The organism is uncultured Dysgonomonas sp., from assembly GCF_900079725.1.
Taxonomy (GTDB): Bacteria; Bacteroidota; Bacteroidia; order Bacteroidales; family Dysgonomonadaceae; genus Dysgonomonas.
On record NZ_LT599032.1, the window covers coordinates 1,655,035 to 1,671,361 of the forward strand.

General features: G+C 40.3%; 14 protein-coding genes and 1 pseudogene. All 15 read left to right on the forward strand.

All coding sequences use genetic code 11. The features are described 5' to 3' along the window. Window positions 1–115 precede the first annotated feature (115 nt). The 15 genes and pseudogenes from QZL88_RS07230 (at window position 116) to QZL88_RS07295 (ending at window position 16,203) form a co-directional block, all read left to right on the forward strand. The gene (locus QZL88_RS07230) at window positions 116–880 is read left to right on the forward strand and encodes an AAA family ATPase (RefSeq protein WP_296939600.1); all 765 of its coding nucleotides are present in this window, start codon (window positions 116–118) and stop codon (window positions 878–880) included. A 35-nt stretch (window positions 881–915) separates the two neighbouring features. Next, window positions 916–1,824, forward strand: a complete 909-nt coding sequence (locus tag QZL88_RS07235; protein WP_296939603.1) for a ParB/RepB/Spo0J family partition protein — start codon at window positions 916–918, stop codon at window positions 1,822–1,824. Between the two features lie 27 nt (window positions 1,825–1,851). After that, the gene (locus QZL88_RS07240) at window positions 1,852–2,535 is read left to right on the forward strand and encodes a DUF5683 domain-containing protein (RefSeq protein ID WP_296939606.1); all 684 of its coding nucleotides are present in this window, start codon (window positions 1,852–1,854) and stop codon (window positions 2,533–2,535) included. A 274-nt stretch (window positions 2,536–2,809) separates the two neighbouring features. Continuing rightward, window positions 2,810–3,847 (forward strand): annotated as a pseudogene (locus tag QZL88_RS21190) (transglycosylase SLT domain-containing protein); the annotation flags it as partial. Between the two features lie 63 nt (window positions 3,848–3,910). Beyond that, a complete protein-coding gene (locus tag QZL88_RS21195) occupies window positions 3,911–4,519 on the forward strand; it encodes a LysM peptidoglycan-binding domain-containing protein (protein ID WP_363927916.1) in 609 nt (202 codons plus the stop codon). Window positions 4,520–4,621: 102 nt separating this feature from the next. Then, window positions 4,622–6,874, forward strand: a complete 2,253-nt coding sequence (locus tag QZL88_RS07250; RefSeq protein WP_296939612.1) for a RelA/SpoT family protein — start codon at window positions 4,622–4,624, stop codon at window positions 6,872–6,874. A 142-nt stretch (window positions 6,875–7,016) separates the two neighbouring features. Continuing rightward, entirely contained in the window at window positions 7,017–7,484 is a 468-nt protein-coding gene (gene rimP / locus QZL88_RS07255; RefSeq protein WP_296939615.1) for a ribosome assembly cofactor RimP, read from the forward strand. Window positions 7,485–7,489: 5 nt separating this feature from the next. Next, window positions 7,490–8,752 (forward strand): transcription termination factor NusA, encoded by a 1,263-nt coding sequence (gene nusA / locus QZL88_RS07260; protein WP_296939618.1) that lies wholly within the window; start codon window positions 7,490–7,492, stop codon window positions 8,750–8,752. 124 nt (window positions 8,753–8,876) lie between these two features. After that, on the forward strand, window positions 8,877–11,771 hold the full coding sequence (infB, locus tag QZL88_RS07265; protein WP_296939621.1) for a translation initiation factor IF-2: 2,895 nt from the start codon (window positions 8,877–8,879) through the stop codon (window positions 11,769–11,771). Window positions 11,772–11,974: 203 nt separating this feature from the next. Beyond that, window positions 11,975–12,493, forward strand: a complete 519-nt coding sequence (locus QZL88_RS07270) for an OmpH family outer membrane protein (RefSeq protein ID WP_296939624.1) — start codon at window positions 11,975–11,977, stop codon at window positions 12,491–12,493. 177 nt (window positions 12,494–12,670) lie between these two features. After that, on the forward strand, window positions 12,671–13,420 hold the full coding sequence (locus QZL88_RS07275; protein ID WP_296939627.1) for an N-acetyltransferase: 750 nt from the start codon (window positions 12,671–12,673) through the stop codon (window positions 13,418–13,420). A 127-nt stretch (window positions 13,421–13,547) separates the two neighbouring features. Next, on the forward strand, window positions 13,548–14,375 hold the full coding sequence (gene murI, locus QZL88_RS07280) for a glutamate racemase (protein ID WP_296939630.1): 828 nt from the start codon (window positions 13,548–13,550) through the stop codon (window positions 14,373–14,375). A 22-nt stretch (window positions 14,376–14,397) separates the two neighbouring features. Continuing rightward, window positions 14,398–15,468 carry a DNA polymerase IV gene (gene dinB, locus QZL88_RS07285; RefSeq protein WP_296939633.1) on the forward strand — a complete coding sequence of 357 codons (1,071 nt, stop codon included), beginning with the start codon at window positions 14,398–14,400 and terminating at the stop codon, window positions 15,466–15,468. Window positions 15,469–15,547: 79 nt separating this feature from the next. Further along, window positions 15,548–15,763 (forward strand): hypothetical protein, encoded by a 216-nt coding sequence (locus QZL88_RS07290; RefSeq protein ID WP_296939636.1) that lies wholly within the window; start codon window positions 15,548–15,550, stop codon window positions 15,761–15,763. After that, window positions 15,760–16,203 (forward strand): nucleoside deaminase, encoded by a 444-nt coding sequence (locus QZL88_RS07295; protein WP_296939638.1) that lies wholly within the window; start codon window positions 15,760–15,762, stop codon window positions 16,201–16,203. The genes QZL88_RS07290 and QZL88_RS07295 overlap by 4 nt, the downstream gene beginning before the upstream one ends. Window positions 16,204–16,327: the final 124 nt, after the last annotated feature.

The following is a 16,327-nucleotide window of genomic DNA, read 5'->3' on the forward strand; positions in this document are numbered from 1 at the left end:
ATTTATTAACAATCAGGCAGACTTTTCAACAAGATATACATTGTTACACAAATTTAACACTCACTTCCTGTTTTTTATTATTTAATTTGTCATCAAAAAATATTAATAGCTTTTTATGGGAAAAATAATCGCATTAGCCAACCAAAAAGGCGGCGTAGGAAAAACAACAACTACAATCAATCTGGCAGCATCCTTGGCAGCTCTTGAGAAAAAAGTTTTGGTAGTCGATGCTGATCCGCAAGCCAACGCCTCTTCGGGTTTGGGCATTGATATTAAAAAAGTAAGCAAGACTATCTACGAATGCCTGATCGGCACAGCTTCTCCCAAAGAAGCAATCGTATCCACAGAGATAGAACGGCTTTATGTATTACCATCCCATATCAACCTGGTAGGGGCTGAACTGGAAATGCTGAATGTGGAAAACAGGGAAAAGCAATTGCGGGAAGTTCTTGTTCCACTCAAGCCGGATTATGACTATATTCTGATAGATTGTTCACCTTCATTAGGGCTGATAACCGTAAATGCCCTTACTGCGGCAGACTCGATCATTATACCTGTACAATGTGAATATTTTGCACTGGAAGGAATCAGTAAATTACTCAATACAATAAAAATAATTAAAAATAAACTGAACCCGGCCCTCGAAATAGAAGGCTTCCTTCTCACCATGTATGATGCTCGTTTGCGTCTGGCCAACCAGATATACGAAGAAGTGAAGAGCCATTTCCAGGAACTGGTTTTTACTACTGTAATACAGCGGAATGTGAAGCTTAGCGAATCGCAAAGCTTTGCCCAACCGGTGCTTGTTTATGATGCCGCATCGAAAGGTTCTGTAAATCATATGCAGCTGGCACAAGAACTTATTGAGAAAAATTCTTAACTTTGCTTTTCTGATTAAATACTTAATAAATTGTTATGGCTAAGAGAATGGTGCTAGGAAGAGGGTTGGACGCCCTTATTACCATTGATGAAGTAAAAACCGAAGGATCCTCTTCAATCAACGAAATAGAGTTATCCAAAATACAGGTAAACCCTGATCAGCCCCGGCATGTATTCGATGAAGAAGCATTGCAGGAACTGGCAGCATCTATTCGTCAGATAGGAGTTATCCAACCCATAACACTGCGCAAGATAGACGATGATTTATATCAGATCATAGCAGGAGAAAGACGGTACAGGGCCTCTTCAATTGCCGGATTAAGTTCAATCCCGGCATATATCCGTACTGCCGAAGATGAAACTGTGATGGAAATGGCTCTGATAGAGAACATACAGCGTGAAGACCTGAATTCCATAGAAATTGCGCTGGCCTACCAGAATCTTATCGAAGCATATAATCTCACTCAGGAACGCCTTAGTGAGCGCATTGGTAAAAAGAGAACGACTATAGCCAATTATCTGCGTCTGTTAAAATTACCCGCTGAGATACAAATGGGTATCAGAGACAAGAAAATAGACATGGCGCATGCACGCACTCTGGTCACACTCGAAGACGCAGCTGCACAATTGGAAGTTTACGAACTGATACTCGAAGAAGGTTTATCAGTAAGGAAAGTAGAAGAATACGTAAGAGCAATAGCCAAAGGGGAAAAACTGGAGGACTTGCTCAAAGAAGAAAAAGTAGTAGAAACAGTAAAAAAATCAGGAGTTAAAAAAGCTACTCCCGAAGAATTCGAGATACTAAAGACTCACTTATCGAAGTTCTTCTCCACCAAGGTACAACTTACCTGTAACGATAAGGGAAAGGGTAAGATAAGTATTCCGTTCAAAACAGAAGAAGAACTGGAGAGAATTATTTCGATATTTGACCAATTGAAAAAATAAAACGAGGTATTTTCCGTAATATTATATATGAGGAGAGGTTTATTTATTTGTTTATGGTGCATATTAGGAGGGACACTTCTTCCGCTGAATGCACAAGAACCTCAAGTTCAGGATTCAGTGCTTCGTTCAGATAGTAAACGTTTACCTGCCGATACTGTAAAACCGTTGATAAGCGAAAAAGCTGTGGTTTTAGTGGATTCGGTAATTACAATAAGTAAACATGAATTTAAACCCGATTCGAAAAAAGCAGTCATATATTCTGCTATTTTTCCGGGATTAGGGCAATTTTATAATCGTAAGTACTGGAAACTACCGATTGTATATGGAGGAGCACTCGGACTCACTTATGCCATTACATGGAATGGGCGGGTATATAATGATTACAATCAGGCATTCCGGGATTTAGTAACAGGCTCCGGTACCAGCTATACGAATTATTTAAGACCTGGACAAACTGTCGACGACTATGGCCGCGACAGACTACAATCGGCTCTGAAGAGCAAAAAGGATTTCTATAGAAGAAACAGGGACTTGGCCATTATTGCGGCCGTGGGTGTGTATGCGCTATGCATGATCGATGCTTATGTAGATGCGCAACTGTACGATTTTGATATGTCACCGGATCTCTCCATGAGAGTTACACCAGTATTCTGGCCAGCGACATCTTATTCTAAAGCCTCGGTAGGGCTTCAATGTAGTATAAATTTTTAAACTTGCAGAAATCTCACTTTATGAGAAGCTCTGCAAATACCATTAAGGGACACTTATGCTGAAAAAACTAATAATCACAGGGCTTTTCCTATCCAGTACACTTATCGTATTCGGACAGTCCGGTCGTAAAGAATTGTCGACACGTGACACAATAACCGATAGGTCGATAATATATCCGGCAGACATGGAACGTAACTACGATGAACTGCTAAAAAACTGGAGTAATAATGTAAAATATGGAGATGACTGCCGTTCGAATGACGACAGTGCCGTATTGTTCAATGATTCTGTTTATATACACAGATTATATTCTTTGCCTACTAAGATGGAGTTGGCATTCAACCCCGTTGTGCGCGACTACATAGAAATGTATGCAGGTCGTCGACGTAATCAGGTCAGCTATATGCTGGGGCAAGGTAAATATTACTTCCCTCTGTTCGAAGAAGCCTTGGATAAAGAAGGCTTACCATTGGAACTCAAATATCTTCCGGTAATCGAATCAGCCCTTAACCCGATCGCTCGCTCCAGAGTCGGTGCTACAGGTCTATGGCAATTCATGGCTCCTACAGGTAAAATGTACGATCTGGAGATAAACAGCCTGGTCGACGAACGTCGCGATCCGCTTAAATCGACAGATGCAGCAGCCAGATATCTGAAAGACTTATACGGAATCTATGGAGACTGGAATCTGGTAATTGCAGCCTACAACTGTGGCCCGGGGAATGTAAACAAAGCAATTCGCCGCAGTGGCGGACAAACCGATTACTGGGCTATCTATCCCTATCTGCCACGGGAGACGAGAGGTTATGTTCCGGCTTTTATAGCAGCTACATATATAATGAATTACTACGACGAGCACAACATCTGCCCTACCGAATGCAAAAATCCGGCTTCGATAGATTCTTTAATGATCGACAAAAACATTCATTTCCAACAGATAGCAGACAACCTGAACGTTTCAGTAGATGACTTACGTCAATTCAACCCGCAGTTTAAGAGCGACATCATACCGGGCGATTACAAACACTATTCTCTGAACCTTCCTATCGATAAACTTTCCTTATTTCTGGATAAGAAAGATGATATCTATACATATAAGGCTGACCAGTATCTGACTCACCGTAAAGTAGCAGGTGTTGACGCAGTGGGTGGTAACAGAGCTGCTGGCAACGCAATCACATACAGAGTAAAAAGAGGAGATACACTAGCACGCCTGGCCAGCCGATATGGAGTTACATCCAGCCAGATAAAACAATGGAATAATCTTGCTTCAAACAAATTAACAGTAGGCAGGCGCCTGAAAATTTATAAACCGGAAGAACAATCCTCAGAAGAACTACTGGCTTCAAACAATACATCATCCGACACTACAGTCATTTCTGTATCAGGCTTAACAAGAACTGTTTCCGTTCCGAAAGAAACTACTACTTATTACAAGATACGTAAAGGCGATACATGGGCAGGCATAGCAAAAAAGAACGGAGTATCAGTTACCGAACTAAAAGGCTGGAACCGCTCAAACAAACTAATTGCCGGAAAACAACTAAAAATACAGAAGATAGAATATGTAGAAATTCAAGAAGCTGTGAAACTTCCTGAACCGGAACTACCAACAGTCATCATTGATTCAACCTACACTGCGGATTTGATTGACGGCTACCTAAAGAAAATTGTGCGCGACGAATCCACACTACCTCGCGTAAGAATATCTACGACCGACTCTGACGATTCGGACAGAAAAAATGCAGACGATTCAAAAATAATTTATCACAAAGTAAAAATAGGAGAAACCATCACTCAAATTGCAGCCCGTTACAATGTCACTAAAAAAGATATCATAACATGGAACAAGCTATCATCCAATATGGCAAAGGTAGGACAGCGCCTACTGATACTTCTTCCCGAACAGAATAACAGCGCCCAAACCAGTGATGGAACCCAAGCCAAAACAGAAAATAAATCACTTACAGCAACGAACATGTAAGCAGTTATAGAATAATCTAATGGTTAAATCAATTTTTATTATGATGCGAATAGCTCTTAATTAAAATTGATTTTACTATTTTTGTTTCCTTACTCAAAACTTATGGCAAAAGAGGATACGCATACTCAGGATGATATTTTAATCGAGCAGGAATTCAATGCTCTTATCGACGATTACCTAAAGACCAACCATAGGCGTAAAGTCGAAATTATAACAAAAGCTTTTCTTTTTGCAAAGGAAGCACACAAAGGTGCGCGCCGTCGTTCTGGGGAACCATATATACTGCATCCTATCTCTGTAGCCCGTATTGTCTGTGGTGAAATCGGGCTTGGATCAACATCCATCTGTGCGGCATTGCTGCACGATGTAGTGGAAGATACGGAATACACTGTCGAAGACATGAAAGTGCTCTTTGGAGATAAAATAGCACAGATCGTAGACGGACTTACCAAAATTTCGAGCGGCATGTTCGGTGAGAATGTATCTGCTCAGGCCGAAAACTTCCGCAAGCTATTGCTCACCATGTCGGATGATATACGTGTGATATTGGTCAAAATAGCAGACCGCCTTCATAATATGCGCACATTGGGATCCATGGCTCCTGCCAAACAGTATAAGATTGCAGGAGAGACAATGTATATATATGCTCCGCTGGCCCATCGTTTGGGCCTGTTCGCTATAAAAACAGAACTGGAAGAACTCAGTTTTAAATGGGAAAATCCCGAGATGTATAAAGATATCCAATATAAATTACAGGCAACTTACAAAATAAGGTCAGATGTTTATCAGCATTTTGCCAAACCTGTAGTTGATAAACTTAACGATCTTGGCTTCAAATACGAGATAAGGGCACGCGAAAAGTCGGTCTATTCCATCTGGAATAAAATGCAGGCGAAAGGCGTCCCCTTTGAAGAAATATATGATATTTTCGCAGTCCGCATCATATTCGAGAATGAACCGGGCATAGATGAAAAAAAGCGATGTTGGGATATATATTCGGTCATAACAGATATCTATAAACTTCGCCCCGACAGAATCAGGGATTGGGTGAGCCGCCCAAAAGCGAATGGCTATCAGGCATTGCACCTCACCGTTATGGGCCCTGACGGGCAATGGATAGAAATACAGATACGCAGCCGACGCATGGACGACATCGCAGAAAAAGGATTCGCCGCACACTGGAAATACAAAGAAGGGAAAATAGAAGAAGATACAGAACTGGACAAATGGCTGAAAACTATTAAAGAAATATTGGAGAGCCCGAGTCCAAATGCGATGGACTTCCTTGACACAATAAAATTAAATCTATACTCACAGGAGATCTTTGTATTCACACCAAAAGGAGAAATAAGAACTTTAGCGCAAGGAGCAACAGCCCTTGATTTCGCCTACGACCTGCATTCTGACATAGGAGACCATTGCATTGGCGCCAAAGTCAATCATAAACTGGTTCCTCTCAGTGAGAAACTAAACAGTGGAGATCAGGTTGAGATCCTGACCTCGAAATCGCAAGTACCAAAATACGAGTGGCTTGGCCTGGTAACAACCGCCAAAGCCCGCACAAAGATAGAATATGCTCTCAGGAAGCACAAAAGAGAGGTCGCCAAACAAGGTGAAGAACTTTTACTAAAGGCGCTTGAAGGTACAACAATAGAGTTGACACCTACAATTATGGACCAGATGATGGATTATTATCAGAAACAGACGAAAGAAGACTTATACTACGCAATCGGTAATAACGACATTTCCCTCCCTCAAAAAATAGAAAAATTATTGACCTTAAAAAAACAAAACTCCGATAATGTCCTAGTCAAATATATGAAGCAGGCTTTCCATGCCGTAAAAAAAGCAGATAAAGACAAAGCCGAAAAGCCACAAGAATACGAGCAAATAAATCCTAAAAAAACATACATCCTCGAAGAAGATTCCTTTAATAAAAACTTCAGAATGCCTACCTGCTGCAATCCTATACCAGGAGATAAAGTATTTGGTTATCTGAATGACGATAATGAGGTAGACGTACACAGTATACATTGTCCGGTAGGACTGAAACTGAAAGCCAGCCACGGAGACAGGATTGTAAATCTGGAATGGGGCAGTTATACGCAATTTCCTTTTCTTACCTCTATTATTGTTACAGGCATAGACCGAATGGGAATGCTGAATGATATAACTAAGGTTATCACCGCCGGATCATTAAATATCAAGGGAATGAACATTGAGTCTAATGATGGAGTATTCGAAGGACGAATTATAGTATACGTACATGATGTAAATGACTTACAAACATTATGTTCCCGCATAGCTAAGATAAAAGGAGTAAAAGCAGTAAACAGGAAACAAAGTGGAGCCTGAATATTACATCCAAGATAAGAAAAACAAAGATGCTGAGTTATTTATTATCAAAATTTGGTATAAAAAATTATTTTCACTACTTTTGTAACCGAAATAGAGGGAGAGGAGGCCGTGGCTTCCTCTTTGTTGTTCTTAAAAGCAAATGATAGATAAAGATTTTATAAAAGATGTAACGGACAATTTTTTACAAGAGACACCTATGTTTCTTGTAGATGTTATTGTCAGACCCGGTAATATCATTGTTGTAGAAATAGACAGCGATGATAGTATCGGCATTGACGATTGCATTGCACTCAGCCGTGACATAGAATCCAGATTGGATAGAGATGCCGAAGATTTCGAATTGGAAGTAGGTTCTGCCGGTGTTACATCTCCATTCAAAATACCCCGTCAATATAAAAAGAATGAGGGTAACGAAGTCGAAGTACTTACAAAAGCAGGACAAAAACTTTCGGGTGTACTTAAAACTTCCGACAACAACGGATTTGTAATCGCCATTACCAAAATGGTAAAACCGGAAGGTGCGAAAAAGAAAGTGGCACAGGAAGAAGACCTTTCATTTGCCTATGATGAAGTAAAATATACAAAATACTTAATACGATTTAAATAACTGTTATGGCTAAAAAAGAAGTTATTAGTATGATCGATACTTTTTCAGAATTTAAAGAACTGAAAAATATTGACAGGATGACAATGATAAGCGTTCTCGAAGATTCGTTTCGCAATGTAATAGCAAAACTCTTCGGTTCGAATGACAATTATGATGTTATTATCAATCCTGATAAAGGAGACCTTGAAATATGGCGCAACCGCACAATTGTGGAAGATAATGAGCTTGAGGACGAGAATACTCAGATATCACTTACCGCAGCCAGAAAAATAGATGAAGATTTTGAAGTGGGTGAAGATGTGACCGACGAAGTTTTCTTCGAAGACTTTGGTCGTCGTGCTATCCTGAATCTGCGCCAAACTCTGACTTCGAAAATACTGGAACTTCAGAAAGAAGGCCTATATAACCGTTATAAAGAAAAAATCGGGGAAATAGTATCCGGCGAAGTGTATCAGATATGGAAAAAAGAAATACTACTTCTCGATGATGAAAAAGAAGAACTTCTTTTACCTAAGACAGAGCAGATACCAAGCGACTTCTTCCGCAAAGGCGAACATGTACGCGCAGTGGTAGAAAGAGTAGAAAACAAGAATAACAACCCTAAGATTATTTTATCACGCACATCTCCTGTATTCCTTGAAAGACTACTCGAGATTGAAGTACCTGAAATAAACGACGGACTGATAACAATAAAGAACATCGCCCGCATACCCGGTGAAAGAGCAAAAGTTGCCGTGGAATCATACGACGATCGCATCGACCCTGTTGGAGCCTGCGTGGGTATGAAAGGTTCACGTATACATGGTATCGTTCGTGAGTTGCGTAACGAAAACATCGATATCATCAACTATACGCCTAACATGAGTTTGTATATCCAGCGCGCCCTTAGCCCGGCCAAAATAACTTCCGTAAAACTGAATGAGGAAGAAAAACGTGCCGAAGTACTGCTTCGCCCCGAAGAAGTATCCCTGGCTATCGGTAAAGGAGGTTTCAACATCAAGTTGGCAAGTATGCTCACTGGTTACACCATTGATGTATATCGTGACATTGACGACTTCGACGAAGAAGATATCTATCTGGATGAATTCCGCGATGAAATTGACGGTTGGGTTATTGACCAATTGAAGAAAATCGGCTGTGTTACAGCCAAGAATGTACTGGCAGCAGATAGGGACAAGCTTATACAAGAAGCAGACCTTGAAGAAGATACAGTGGACGAAATATTAGATATTCTGCGTGCAGAATTTGACGATGAAAGTAAGTCCTGATTTGGTTATTCGCTGATTTCTTAATACTTTTGTATTCGGAGCATCCCGGCAGAATTTACCATTCATGCAAATAACAAGAATATTTACGGGTTCACTGTCCATTTTTTTGATTTAAAAAGAGAATATGTCTATAAGATTAATAAAAATATCCAAAGATTTGAATGTAGGAATCAGCAGTCTGGTTGAATTCCTGCATAAAAAAGGATTTGATGTAGAATCAAATCCCAATGCAAAAGTTGACGGTGAACAACATGAATTACTTGTGAAAGAATTCGGTAACAATGCTGACTTTGAAACTCTTCTTAGAAACCGAAAGGAAAGAGAAAGAGAGGTTCAGGCCCCTAAAGAAGTAGAGGATGTTGCTCCTAAAAAACAAGAACCTGAAGAAATCGTAACAGAAGTACCCGAATCTTTTAAACCGCATGTACAAGTCGTGGATAAAATAGATTTGGATGCACTAAATAAACCTAAAAAGACAGAGGTAAAAGAGGAAGAAACAGTAGCAGAACCGGAAGTAGTCACTATAGAGCCTGTTGCTGAGCCAAAGGTAGAGACACCTCTCCCCGAGCCTACTCCCCTCTCCGAACCAGAGCCTGTCATTAAAAAAGAAGAAGTAAAAGAAGAACCTGTGTTGATAGTAGAAGAAAAAGAAGAAGAGCCGAAAGTTTCCACTCCGGTTGCAACACCACCGGTAGTTGAAGTAGAAAAAGAAGAGGACGATATTTTCAGACTCAACAAGACTACAATCAAATCGAATATTGTAGTTAAAGGTTCCATCGACCTTAGTTCGATCAATGACAAGACACGCCCTGCCAAAAAGACAAAAGCAGAGAAGAAAAAAGAACGTCTTGAAAAAGAACAACAAGATCAGAAAAAAGTAAAAGAAAATACCGTTCGTCTGTTGAAAAAAGAAACCGACGAAGAAGCGAAAAAACGGAAAGCAAGTAGCGATGAAGCAGAAGATGCCGCTAAGAAAAAACGCAACCGTATAAAACGAGGTAAAGTAGATATCGAAAAAGGAGTTCCTCCTCAAGGCGGAGGTGGCGGCGGCCAACATCACGGTGGCGGCGACCGCACCAAGCACAATCTGCGAAAACCGATCGTTAAGCAGGCTGTAAACGAAGAAGACGTTCAAAAGCAAATAAAAGAAACATTGGCCCGTCTGACCGGAAAAGGTGGAAAAAATAAAGGTGCTAAATACAGAAAAGAAAAACGTGATGCTTTCTCCCAAAAATATCAGGAAGAACTGGAAATGCAGGAGCAAGAAAGCAGAACTCTTAAAATCACAGAATTCGTAACAGCGAATGATCTGGCAAACATGATGAATGTTCCGGTAGTAAAAGTTATTTCTACCTGTATGAGTATCGGTATCATGGTGTCTATCAATCAGCGTTTAGATGCGGAAACTATCAATATCGTAGCTGAAGAGTTCGGGTTCAAAACTGAATACGTAAGTGCGGAAGTGGTGGAAGCCATCAACGAAGAAGAAGATAACGCTGAAGATTTGGAACCTCGCGCACCGATTGTCACAGTAATGGGACACGTAGACCACGGTAAGACTTCATTACTCGACACTATCCGCCAGACCAACGTTATAGCCGGTGAAGCGGGGGGAATTACCCAGCACATCGGGGCATACAACGTTAAACTGAAATCGGGACGTCGTATTACATTCCTTGATACTCCGGGTCACGAAGCATTTACGGCTATGCGTGCACGTGGTGCAAAAGTGACAGATATCGCGATTATCATTGTGGCTGCCGACGACAATGTGATGCCACAAACGGTAGAGGCAATCAATCATGCTTCTGCGGCAGGTGTACCTATCGTTTTTGCGATAAACAAAATAGATAAACCGGGTGCAAACCCTGAAAAGATAAAAGAAACCCTTGCCGGAATGAATTACCTGGTAGAAGACTGGGGAGGAAAATACCAGTCTCAGGATATTTCAGCCAAACAAGGCTTAGGGGTAGACGAATTATTGGAAAAAGTACTTCTCGAAGCAGAATTACTTGACCTGAAAGCAAATCCTAACAGAAGAGCGACAGGTTCGGTTATTGAATCTTCCCTCGATAAAGGTAGAGGCTACTTATCCACAGTACTTGTTGAAAACGGTACTCTCAAGAAAGGGGATATTGTTCTGGCTGGAACATACTTCGGCCGTGTAAAAGCAATGTTTAATGAGCGTAATGCCAGCATAGATGCAGCAGCTCCGGCAGCTCCGGCTCTGGTATTAGGATTGAATGGCGCTCCACAGGCAGGAGATATATTCCATGTACTGGAAACTGAACAGGAAGCACGTGAAATTGCAACAAAACGCGAGCAACTGCAACGCGAACAAGGTCTCCGTACACAGAAGATACTTACACTCGACGACATAGGACGCCGTATCGCTATCGGAAACTTCCAGCAGTTGAATGTGATCGTTAAAGGCGATGTGGATGGTTCGGTAGAAGCCCTTTCCGACTCCCTGATCAGATTATCTACTGAAGAAATTCAGGTAAATGTGATTCATAAAGCCGTTGGGCAGATATCCGAATCGGATATTGTTCTATCAGCCGCCTCCGATGCCATTATCATCGGGTTCCAGGTGCGCCCATCGCAAGCAGCTCGTAGAGCAGCAGAGAAAGACGGTGTTGAAATCCGCTTGTACTCTATCATATACGATGCTATCGAAGAGGTGAAATCGGCTATGGAAGGCATGCTATCTCCTGAAATAAAAGAAGTACAAACCGGATACGTAGAAGTTCGTGAAGTATTCAAAATCACAAAAGTAGGTACAGTTGCAGGATGTATGGTGAAAGAAGGTAAACTAAAAAGAGCCAACAAAATACGTCTTATACGCGATGGTATCGTAATCTACTCAGGGGAGCTAGGCTCACTAAAACGGTTCAAAGACGATGTGAAAGAAGTAGCTTCCGGATACGAATGCGGATTGAACATCCATAATTATAATGATATAAAAATAGGTGACGTTATTGAACCTTTTGAAGAAATAGAGGTAAAGAAAACATTGTAATTAAAAAAAATTACATATCTTTGTTCCCATTATGAAATAACCTAAGAAAAACCAATTGATAGTTGTTGACAAGCAATCTTGCCTTGAAAGTCGGTGGTACTAACCATGCCACCGAAACACACAACTATCAACAGGTTTAGAGGTTAATCCATTTCTTCGTCAGATTATATAAGTTGTGTTACTACAAAACAGCAATTATCGTGATGAAAAAAATCATTTTAATTTCAATTATTGCCCTTTCACTCCTCTTTGTGGAGAATGCTGTTGCTCAGACTGTGCAACAAATAGCCTTTGTAAATTCAAATGAACTTCTGGAAGCAATACCCGATAAGGTTACTGCAACAAATACAATCAATGATTTGAATAAAAAGTACAAAGACGAACTGCAAGTGATGCAGAATGATTATAATAAAAAATATTCCGATTTTATCTCATATCAGAACTCGATGGCAGACAATGTACGCCTTCGCCGTATGCAGGAGTTATATGAACTGGAACGTCAGATAAACAACTTTATGAAAGTAGCCCAAGACGACATCCAGAATCAGGAGCAAATACTAATTGCACCTTTACGCAAAAAAGTAAAAGACGCCATATATCAGGTAGGAATAGAACAAGGATTCGTCTGTATCTATGACTTGGCTAATCCGGCGATCGCTTTTGTTACTCCGGATGCTACGAATGCAACCGCTCTGGTAAAACAAAAACTGGGAGTAAAGTAAAACATAGCGTATAAATAATAACAAGAAATGCTTCTGTATACAGAAGCATTTCTTGTTTCTAGTGGTGCATTAACTAGTTGTATAAATTTACTATATTTATATAATCTATCTGAAACAATAACAGAGTTACACTATTACAGACGGCTAATTGGTAATATCTAATTCAAAAGGATACACATGAATACTGATTTTATAAACATAACAACGGAAAACCTTTCATCTGAGCATTTATGCTGCATTATCCGAAGTAAAAAGGAACATCAGGGCATTGAAGCAAAACGACAATGGCTTTCCGGCCGGCTAAATGAAGGGCACGTATTTAGAAAGCTAAATGCAAAGGCCACTGTTTTTATTGAATATGCCCCTCTTGAAACTGCTTGGGTTCCCATAACAGGAGACAATTATTATTATGTATATTGTTTATGGGTTTTGGGTGGTGATAAAGGAAAAGGATATGGAAGATCCCTTATGGAATATTGTATAGATGATGCCGGAGAAAAAGGTAAATCCGGCATTTGCATGCTCGGAGCCAAAAAGCAGAAGTCATGGCTTTCGGACCAATCATTTGCGAAAAAGTTTGGTTTTAAGGTTGCTGATACTACCGATAATGGATATGAATTGCTTGCACTTTCCTTTGACGGAACAATGCCAAGGTTCACCAAGAATGCTAAGGCCCAAAAAGTTGAGAATAAAGAACTAACGATCTATTATGATATGCAATGCCCTTTTATTTGTCAAAACATTGAGATGATAAAACAGTATTGTGAAACGAATAGCATTCCTGCATCTCTAATTCAGATAGATACACTACAGAAAGCAAAGGAATTACCTTGTGTCTTCAATAATTACGGTGTGTTCTATAAAGGAAATTTTGAAACTGTGAATTTGTTAGATATCGCCTACTTAGAAAGAATACTCAAAAAGTGAAAACAGTTTATCAACGTGCAATTAACGAATGTAAAAGAATGGCTATAAATGAATGCTAAAAGGATTATTGATTAATCATTATCCATTCTTAATTATTTTCTATCTTTGAATCACTAAATCATTATATATGCTTAAAGCTGGACCTATCGGCGTGTTTGATTCAGGCTACGGAGGATTGACCATTCTTTCTGAAATACAATCGTTAATGCCTGAGTACGATTATTGTTACCTCGGGGATAATTCGCGTGCTCCATACGGCTCGCGTTCTTTCGACGTTGTATATGAGTTTACCAAGCAGGCTGTACTGAGCCTGTTCGATATGGGATGCAATCTGGTAATACTGGCATGCAACACGGCATCAGCAAAGGCTCTGCGCACAATCCAACAGAAAGATTTGCCTCACATAGATCCGGATAAAAGAGTATTGGGTGTTATCCGCCCCACAGCCGAGATTATAGGGCCTATAACCCAAAGCAGGCATGTTGGGATTTTAGGTACGACCGGAACCATACAATCCGAATCGTATTCTATAGAAATCAATAAACTTTTCCCGGATATTAAAGTATCAGGCGAAGCGTGCCCTATGTGGGTACCTCTGGTCGAAAACAGAGAGTATGAAAATGAAGGAGCAGATTACTTCATCAAGAAGAATCTCGCAAATATCCTCTCTAAAGACCCTCTGATAGATACACTAATACTGGGATGTACCCATTACCCTATTCTTTTGAATAAAATAAAATCATTCCTGCCGGATGGTGTAACAGCCATAGCCCAAGGCGAATACATCGCCCGTAGTCTGAAAGATTACTTACATCGCCATCCCGAAATGGATAATGTATGCACAAAGGGAGGCGCAACAAAGTATTTCACAACAGAATCGTCGCAAAAGTTTTCGGAGGCTGCCACTATTTTCTTAAATAAAGAAATCGAAGTAGAGCGTATAACACTAGAGTAGAAAAATCTTCTTACTTTTAGATATGCGCAAAATAATCCATATCGACATGGATGCCTTCTATGCTTCAATCGAACAACGTGATAATAAAGAGTATAGAGGAAAACCTTTGGCTGTAGGATATTCAGGACCGAGGGGAGTTGTTGCTGCGGCAAGTTACGAAGCAAGGAGGTACGGAGTGCGTTCGGCAATGGCTTCTAAAACGGCATTGAGAAAATGCCCTCAGTTGATATTCGTTCCCGCCCGTTTCGACGTCTATAAATCTGTATCGCGGCAGATAATGGAAATATTCCATGAATACACAGACCTTGTCGAACCCTTGTCTCTCGATGAAGCCTTTCTGGATGTGACCGAAAACAATAAAAATATTCCATCAGCAACACAGATAGCACAGGAAATCAAACAAAAAATATTAGAAGCCACCCGGCTAACTGCTTCTGCCGGTGTATCATTCAATAAGTTTCTTGCCAAAATAGCCTCAGACCAAAATAAGCCGAACGGATTATTTGTTGTCAAACCTAAAAATGCAGAACAGTTTGTAGAAACATTAGCTATCGAACAATTCTTCGGAGTGGGTAAAGTCACTGCAAAACGGATGCACCAATTAGGTATAAAAAACGGATGGGATCTGAAACAACGTTCCGAAAATGAATTAGTAGCCGTCTTCGGCAAAGCAGGGCATATTTATTTCCAAAATGCACGGGCTATAGACGACCGACCGGTAGAATCGCAACGGATAAGAAAATCGATGAGTTCAGAAACTACTTTTGAACACGACATTGATAATCTCGAAGAGTTGGCTATAATTCTGGATGAAGTTGCTCGGGATGCATTTCACGATATTGAAAAAAAGAAATTCAAAGCGCGGACGGTAACCTTAAAGATAAAGTATGCTGACTTCAAAACAATCACTAGAAGTAAGACCTTTCCAACATCAATAACAGACTATGAATCCTTCTACAAAGCCGGATTCGAACTCCTTCAAAATGTGGATTTGTCTCCTAAAGTGAGGTTAATCGGACTTGGTCTGAAAAACAATGAAGATGAAATGGGATGGGGCGAAGCGATCCAGTTACGCATCAATTTTGAAGACTAAAGTTAAACTACATATCCAAATGAGAATATTCTCCTGAAAATCCTTTCACATATTGGGATAAGTCCTTATTTTTGCGGTAATGAAACTAAGAAAGAAAGGGCCGCATAGCAATAGGACAAAACATCTTCTTTTTTCGCTCAACGAAGAAGAATATGCACTTATTTCCTCTTATATAAAAAAATATAAGATTGCTAATCGTTCCCGCTGGTGCAGGGAAACACTTATCGCCCATGTTCTGAAAAGCCTGGATCAGGACTACCCTACGCTTTTCGGTGAAAATGAAATGCGCCGATGACTGCGATTCTCACAGACGAACATTATATGAGGCAAGCCCTGAATGAGGCGCAGATTGCTTTCGAAAAGAACGAAGTACCCATCGGTGCCGTTATTGTATGCCAAAACAGAATTATTGCACGTGCCCACAACCTGACTGAAACCCTCAATGACGTCACCGCACATGCCGAGATGCAAGCAATTACTGCCGCAGCAAATTTCCTTGGAGGAAAATACCTGACAAATTGTACATTGTATGTCACCTTAGAACCTTGTCCCATGTGTGCCGGTGGACTTCTCTGGTCACAAATCCCTAAAGTAGTTTTTGGAGCCAGAGACGAAAAAAAAGGATACTCCCTTTTCACCCCAAATATACTGCATAACAAAACATCTATAATATCCGGCATTCTGGAGGAAGAATGCGCTTCCTTGCTAAAAGAATTCTTCAGGCAAAAAAGATAATCCGGCTTTTTCTTTGAGCAAAAGAAAACTCTTAACATTTATTTTGACTTCTCCATGCAACATGGCATACAAATTGCGCATCTAATATATGTGAGCAATTTTATTAGAATTAATCAACCAATTT

What these genes read in the sequence shown, in the direction of transcription:
- QZL88_RS07235 (WP_296939603.1), top strand. Translation starts at nt 916, where the DNA reads ATGGCTAAGAGAATGGTGCTAGGAAGAGGGTTGGACGCCCTTATTACC.
- dinB (WP_296939633.1), top strand. Translation starts at nt 14,398, where the DNA reads ATGCGCAAAATAATCCATATCGACATGGATGCCTTCTATGCTTCAATC.
- rimP (WP_296939615.1), top strand. Translation starts at nt 7,017, where the DNA reads ATGATAGATAAAGATTTTATAAAAGATGTAACGGACAATTTTTTACAA.
- murI (WP_296939630.1), top strand. Translation starts at nt 13,548, where the DNA reads ATGCTTAAAGCTGGACCTATCGGCGTGTTTGATTCAGGCTACGGAGGA.
- QZL88_RS07230 (WP_296939600.1), top strand. Translation starts at nt 116, where the DNA reads ATGGGAAAAATAATCGCATTAGCCAACCAAAAAGGCGGCGTAGGAAAA.
- nusA (WP_296939618.1), top strand. Translation starts at nt 7,490, where the DNA reads ATGGCTAAAAAAGAAGTTATTAGTATGATCGATACTTTTTCAGAATTT.
- QZL88_RS07270 (WP_296939624.1), top strand. Translation starts at nt 11,975, where the DNA reads ATGAAAAAAATCATTTTAATTTCAATTATTGCCCTTTCACTCCTCTTT.
- QZL88_RS07250 (WP_296939612.1), top strand. Translation starts at nt 4,622, where the DNA reads ATGGCAAAAGAGGATACGCATACTCAGGATGATATTTTAATCGAGCAG.
- infB (WP_296939621.1), top strand. Translation starts at nt 8,877, where the DNA reads ATGTCTATAAGATTAATAAAAATATCCAAAGATTTGAATGTAGGAATC.
- QZL88_RS07240 (WP_296939606.1), top strand. Translation starts at nt 1,852, where the DNA reads ATGAGGAGAGGTTTATTTATTTGTTTATGGTGCATATTAGGAGGGACA.
- QZL88_RS07290 (WP_296939636.1), top strand. Translation starts at nt 15,548, where the DNA reads ATGAAACTAAGAAAGAAAGGGCCGCATAGCAATAGGACAAAACATCTT.
- QZL88_RS07295 (WP_296939638.1), top strand. Translation starts at nt 15,760, where the DNA reads ATGACTGCGATTCTCACAGACGAACATTATATGAGGCAAGCCCTGAAT.
- QZL88_RS07275 (WP_296939627.1), top strand. Translation starts at nt 12,671, where the DNA reads ATGAATACTGATTTTATAAACATAACAACGGAAAACCTTTCATCTGAG.